The organism is Burkholderia sp. (assembly GCF_018375725.1).
In the GTDB taxonomy this organism is placed as follows: Bacteria; Pseudomonadota; Gammaproteobacteria; order Burkholderiales; family Burkholderiaceae; genus Burkholderia.
Genome location: NZ_JAHACR010000289.1, coordinates 1 through 5,271 on the forward strand (window position 1 = coordinate 1; position 5,271 = coordinate 5,271).

Sequence of the window (5,271 nt, forward strand, 5' to 3'; positions counted from 1 at the left end):
GTCGAGAATACGAAGCGCGACCTGGACGCCGTATTCGCGGGCAGCGTGCCGTATCTGAGGCTGGCCGGCGTCGTGCTGTGCGGCTGGCAGATGGCGCGCGCGATGCTCGCCGCGCATGCCAGGCGCGCGGACGATCCGGCGTTTTACGACGCCAAGATCGCGATCGCGCAGTGTTATGCCGAGCACATTCTCGTGCAGGCGGCCGGGCTCGAAGCATCGGTGCTCGGCGCGAAGCGCGGCGAGGGTGTGCTGGCGCTGACCGAGGACCAGTTCTGACGCGGTTTTGCGTCATGAAGACAAAACGGCGCCCGAGGGCGCCGTTTGCTTGTGTACGAGCGGCCGCGCGGTGGCGGGCGTGTATTACGCGTAGGCGGGGCGAGCCCGCCCGGCCGTTTCCTGCAGATAGCGATGCACCGACAGATCGTCAGCCTGGATCGCCGGCTTCTTGCCCGAGATCAGGTCGGCGAGCAGCTGGCCGGAGCCGCACGACATCGTCCAGCCGAGCGTGCCGTGGCCGGTGTTCAGGAACAGGTTCGACACCGGCGTGCGGCCGACGATCGGCGTGCCGTCCGGGGTCATCGGGCGCAAGCCGGTCCAGAACGTCGCCTTCGACGTATCGCCGCCGCCCGGGAACAGGTCGTTCACGCACATCTCGAGCGTCTCGCGGCGTGCGTCGCGCAGGCGCTTGTCGAAGCCGACGATCTCCGCCATGCCGCCGACACGGATGCGGCGGTCAAAGCGCGTGATCGCGATCTTGTAGGTCTCGTCGAGCACGGTCGATACCGGCGCGGCCGCTTCGTCGACGATCGGCGCGGTGATCGAGTAGCCCTTGAGCGGGTAGACCGGGATCTTCATCAGGTTCGCAACGAAGCGCGTCGAGTACGAGCCGAGCGCGACGACGTAGGCATCGGCGCGCACCATCTCGCTGCCGCACTGCACGCCGGCGATCTTGCCGCCGGCGATCGCGAGCGCGTCGATCGGCGTGTTGTAGCGGAACTTGACGCCGAGCCCTTCGGCAAGCGCGGCCAGGCGCGTCGTGAACAGCTGGCAATCGCCCGTTTCGTCGCCGGGCAGGCGCAGGCCGCCCGTCAGCTTGTGCGACACAGCGGCGAGCGCCGGCTCGGCCTTCGACAGTTCGGCCGGCGACAGCAGTTCGAACGGCACGTTCGCTTCGCGCAGCACGGCGATGTCCTTCGCTGCGCCGTCGAGCTGTTGCTGCGTGCGGAACAGCTGCAGCGTGCCGCCCGTGCGACCTTCGTAACGGATGTCGGTGTCGGCGCGCAATGCCTGCAGGCAGTCGCGGCTGTATTCGGCGAGGCGCACCATGCGGCCCTTGTTGATCGAATAGCGCTCCGCCGTGCAGTTGCGCAGCATCTGCCACATCCATTGCAGCTGGAAGCGCGTGCCGTCGAGGCGGATCGCGAGCGGCGCATGCTTTTCGAACATCCACTTGACGGCTTTCAGCGGTACGCCGGGCGCGGCCCACGGTGCGGCATAGCCGGGCGAGATCTGACCGGCATTGGCGAAGCTCGTTTCGAGCGCCGGGCCGGCCTCCCGATCGATCACCGTGACTTCATGACCCGCACGCGCGAGATAGTAAGCGCTTGCCACGCCAACCACACCGCTGCCCAAAACGACGACTCGCATAGCTACTCCAGATGGGGAAGGGCCAGATCGAGACCGGCAGCACCCGCGGCTCCGTGTATCCACTATCTAACCCAGTATTTCGCGCTATGGTATTGTCGAATCTACAGGTTTTGTTATCGTATTTTGTTGATTTTCAGTAATAAGACATGAGAACCCAACGCCAGCCGGTACGCACGCTCGACAAGCTCGACCGACGCATTCTCAAACTGCTTCAGCAGGACGGCCGCATGGCGATGAAGGACCTCGCCGAGCAGGTCGGACTGACCGTCACGCCATGCATCGAGCGCGTGCGGCGCATGGAGCGCGACGGCGTCATCACGGGCTATCACGCGCGGGTCGACCCGGCCCAGCTTGGCGCGGCGCTGCTGGTATTCGTCGAGATCACGCTCGGCCACAAGGGCGGCAACATGTTCGAGCAGTTCCGCCGCGAGGTGATGAAGATCGACGAGGTGCTCGAATGCCATCTCGTGTCGGGCGATTTCGACTACCTGATCAAGGCGCGCATCGGCGAAATGGCCGACTACCGGAAACTGCTCGGCGACATCCTGCTGCAGTTGCCCGGCGCGGTGCAGTCGAAGAGCTATGTGGTGATGGAGGAGATCAAGGAGACGCTGACGATTTCGGTCGAGGAATAACCTCGCAGGACGCCCTTGGCATTCTGCGCCAAATACTGTATAAATATCCAGTATTTGGCGCAGTGATGAGGTGGGCGAATGGCTGAACGATCCGACAGCGAATTTCCGGTTGCGCCGCCGATGCCCCGCAAGGGGCGCGGGGCGGTCGACAATCTGCAGGGGCGGTACGAGACATTGCTGCGCGAGTCGATCGACGACGGCTGGACGCACGAAACGGACGACGGCGATCTGCCGGCGCCGCTGCGCACGCAGGTGTTCGAGGAGCGCGCACGCAGCATCCTGACGCGCAACCAGTCACCCGACATTCCGTTCAGCGTGTCGCTCAATCCGTATCGCGGCTGCGAGCATGGCTGCATCTATTGTTTCGCGCGGCCGACGCACAGTTATCTCGGCCTGTCGCCCGGCCTCGACTTCGAGAGTCGCATCTACGCGAAGGTCAATGCGGCCGAGCTGCTCGTGCGCGAAATCTCGAAAAAGAGCTACGTGCCGGAACCGATCGCGCTCGGCGTCAATACCGACGCCTACCAGCCCGTCGAGCGGGACTTGCGCATCACGCGCAGCGTGATTCAGGTGATGCACGATCATGGCCTGCCGTTCGCCGCGATCACGAAGTCATCGCTGATCGAGCGCGACCTCGACCTGCTGGCGCCGATGGCGGCGCGCGGCCAGGTGATGGCGGCCGTCACGATGACCACGCTCGACGCGAATCTGGCGCGCACGCTCGAGCCGCGCGCCGCGACGCCGTCGCGCAGGCTGCGGACGATTCGTGCGCTCAGCGAAGCGGGGGTGCCGGTCGGCGTGAGCATCGCGCTGGTCATTCCGTTCGTTACCGAGCCGGACATGGAGCGGGTGCTCGAAGCCTGTGCGGAGGCGGGGGCAACGCATGCGAGCTACATCGTCCTGCGTTTGCCCTGGGAGGTGGCGCCGCTGTTCAGGAACTGGCTGGCCGCGCATTTCCCGGATCGCGCCGAGCGGGTGATGAATCGCGTGCGCGACATGCGCGGCGGCAAGGATTACGACTCGGATTTCGGCAGCCGGATGAAAGGCGAAGGGATCTGGGCCGATCTGCTGAAGCAGCGCTTCCGGCAGGCGGTCAAGCGGCTCGGGCTGAATGAGCGGACGCGTGACATTCTCGATCTGTCGCACTTCCGTGGGGCGGCCAACCGTGGGGCGGCCAACCGTGGGGCGGCCAACCGTGGGCCGGCTGTTCGCGAGTCGGTTGGATTGCGTGTATCGGCAGGGGTGGCCGGAGAGGCAACGTGCGGCGACGTGCAGTTGCGTCTCTTCTGAGCAGAAAGGTTCAAGTCTTGATGAGCTGCGCGTCAGTCGTCGCGCGACCGATAGGCGCCGATTGTGGCCGCTACTGAATTCACTGGGAGATCTGCTTGGCCGCTTCGACTTGCGATTCAAAGTAGGTCTGGAACGACAGCGCGAGTCCGGTCATCAGCAGGAAAGCGCCGATCAGCAGCGAGAAAATCACGACGAAGATGACCGTCCAGCCCGAGCGGCTGTGCCGGCCGGTACCGGCGTTGAATTGCGCGTCCCATTTTTCGTCAGGCCGCAGGCCATACACGATCGCGGCGAGGAACGCCGCAAGGAGCGAGATCGAGCCGGGCACGGCCAGCCACCAGCCGAGGCCGGCGGTGCGCTGGGTCGCGGCGAGCAGCAAGAAGCCGGGTATGCCGACGATCGTCGCGAGCAGGTGCGCCCATCCGAACACGTCCCGCCAGCCATGCAGATAGAAGCGGTGCGCGCCAATCGAGCCGAACAGGAACGCGAAGGAGGCGGTGAGCGTCTTGGAGCGGAAACGGCGGGACAATGGCGGGTTGCTGGACATGGATGACGGGCGCGTGATCGTTGGGGTGGGCGGCGGCCGGCAAGGCGGCGAGGGCGTGTGGCCCGGCACGCATTCTACGATGCCGGCGCGGGCGCGGTCACGCCCGGGCTGCATCACGGCGCCCTATAAGTGATGCAGTGATGCGGTAGATCGCGCCGGCCTGATCGTCGCTGACAAGGAGCGAACCGTCGGGCAGGAGGAGCACGTCGGCCGGCCGCCCCCAGACGGAGCCGTCCGGGCGCAGCCAGCCGGTGACGAACGGTGTCTGCTGGGCGTGGCGGCCATCCGCCGACACGACGACACGCATGACGCGGTAGCCGACTTTCGTGCGCCGGTTCCACGAACCGTGTTCGGCGATGAAGATGTTGTTCCTGTACGCGGCGGGAAACATCGTGCCGGTGTAGAAACGCATGCCGAGCGCCGCGACGTGCGCGCCGAGTTTCAGCACGGGGCCGATGTAACGGCTGCATGCGTTTTTGTCGCCGAATTCGGGGTCGGGCGTCGCGCCGCCATGGCAGAAAGGAAAGCCGAAATCGAGCCCGGCGAGCGGTGCGCGGTTAAGCTTGTCGTCCGGCTGATCGTCGCCCATCCAGTCGCGTCCGTTGTCGGTGAACCAGAGTTCGCCGGTGTCCGGATGCCATGCAAAACCGACCGAATTGCGAACGCCGCGTGCGAACACCTCGTAATGACTGCCGTCCGGGTTCATTCGCGCGATGATCGCGTAGCGATTGCGGTCGGCCAGGCACACGTTGCAGGGCGCTCCGGTGGGGACATAGAGTTTCCCGTCCGGGCCGAACGCGATGAACTTCCAGCCGTGATGATGTTCGGTCGGCAGCGTATCGGTGACGATCGCAAGCTTGGGCGGCGTCTGAAGCTGGTCGTCGATGCGGTCGAGGCGCACAATGCGCGAGACGGCCGACACATAGAGCGAGCCGTCGCGGTATGCGACGCCGACCGGCATGTCGAGTCCCGACGCAATGACGTGATGCGCGCTGACCCGCCCGTCACGCATCACGAGGGCGTGCACGCGCCCCTCCCGGCTGCCCACATAGAGGATTCCGCGCGGCGACCACGCCATCTCCCGCGCTGCCGGTACCGCATCGCTCAGCACGGACGCGTGAAAGCCGGGCGGCAGGGTGAGCTGCCCAAGCT

At 65.7% G+C, this 5,271-nt stretch carries 6 protein-coding genes; 3 read left to right on the forward strand and 3 right to left on the reverse strand.

Going from position 1 to position 5,271, the window contains the following annotated elements; translation table 11 throughout:
* Positions 1-276: acyl-CoA dehydrogenase C-terminal domain-containing protein (locus KH616_RS20880; protein WP_292250432.1), on the forward strand; the 276-nt coding region annotated here is incomplete at its 5' end.
* Positions 277-360: 84 nt separating this feature from the next.
* Here KH616_RS20880 and KH616_RS20885 read toward each other — a convergent pair.
* Positions 361-1,647, reverse strand: coding sequence for a D-amino acid dehydrogenase (locus tag KH616_RS20885; RefSeq protein ID WP_292250434.1), 1,287 nt, complete (start codon positions 1,645-1,647; stop codon positions 361-363).
* A gap of 146 nt (positions 1,648-1,793) precedes the next feature.
* On the opposite strand from KH616_RS20885, the gene KH616_RS20890 reads away from it, so the two are divergent.
* Positions 1,794-2,282 (forward strand): Lrp/AsnC ligand binding domain-containing protein, encoded by a 489-nt coding sequence (locus KH616_RS20890; RefSeq protein ID WP_292250435.1) that lies wholly within the window; start codon positions 1,794-1,796, stop codon positions 2,280-2,282.
* A 78-nt stretch (positions 2,283-2,360) separates the two neighbouring features.
* Complete coding sequence (locus KH616_RS20895; RefSeq protein WP_292250436.1) at positions 2,361-3,572, forward strand: PA0069 family radical SAM protein; 1,212 nt, start codon at positions 2,361-2,363, stop codon at positions 3,570-3,572.
* 79 nt (positions 3,573-3,651) lie between these two features.
* Here KH616_RS20895 and KH616_RS20900 read toward each other — a convergent pair whose 3' ends face one another.
* Positions 3,652-4,119 (reverse strand): NINE protein, encoded by a 468-nt coding sequence (locus KH616_RS20900; RefSeq protein ID WP_292250438.1) that lies wholly within the window; start codon positions 4,117-4,119, stop codon positions 3,652-3,654.
* A 97-nt stretch (positions 4,120-4,216) separates the two neighbouring features.
* The coding region (locus tag KH616_RS20905) for a PQQ-dependent sugar dehydrogenase (protein ID WP_292250440.1) at positions 4,217-5,271 on the reverse strand (1,055 nt) is incomplete at its 5' end.

Excerpts from the sequence above, each read along its gene's own strand:
- KH616_RS20885 (WP_292250434.1), bottom strand. The coding sequence starts at position 1,647 with ATGCGAGTCGTCGTTTTGGGCAGCGGTGTGGTTGGCGTGGCAAGCGCT.
- KH616_RS20895 (WP_292250436.1), top strand. The coding sequence starts at position 2,361 with ATGGCTGAACGATCCGACAGCGAATTTCCGGTTGCGCCGCCGATGCCC.
- KH616_RS20900 (WP_292250438.1), bottom strand. The coding sequence starts at position 4,119 with ATGTCCAGCAACCCGCCATTGTCCCGCCGTTTCCGCTCCAAGACGCTC.
- KH616_RS20890 (WP_292250435.1), top strand. The coding sequence starts at position 1,794 with ATGAGAACCCAACGCCAGCCGGTACGCACGCTCGACAAGCTCGACCGA.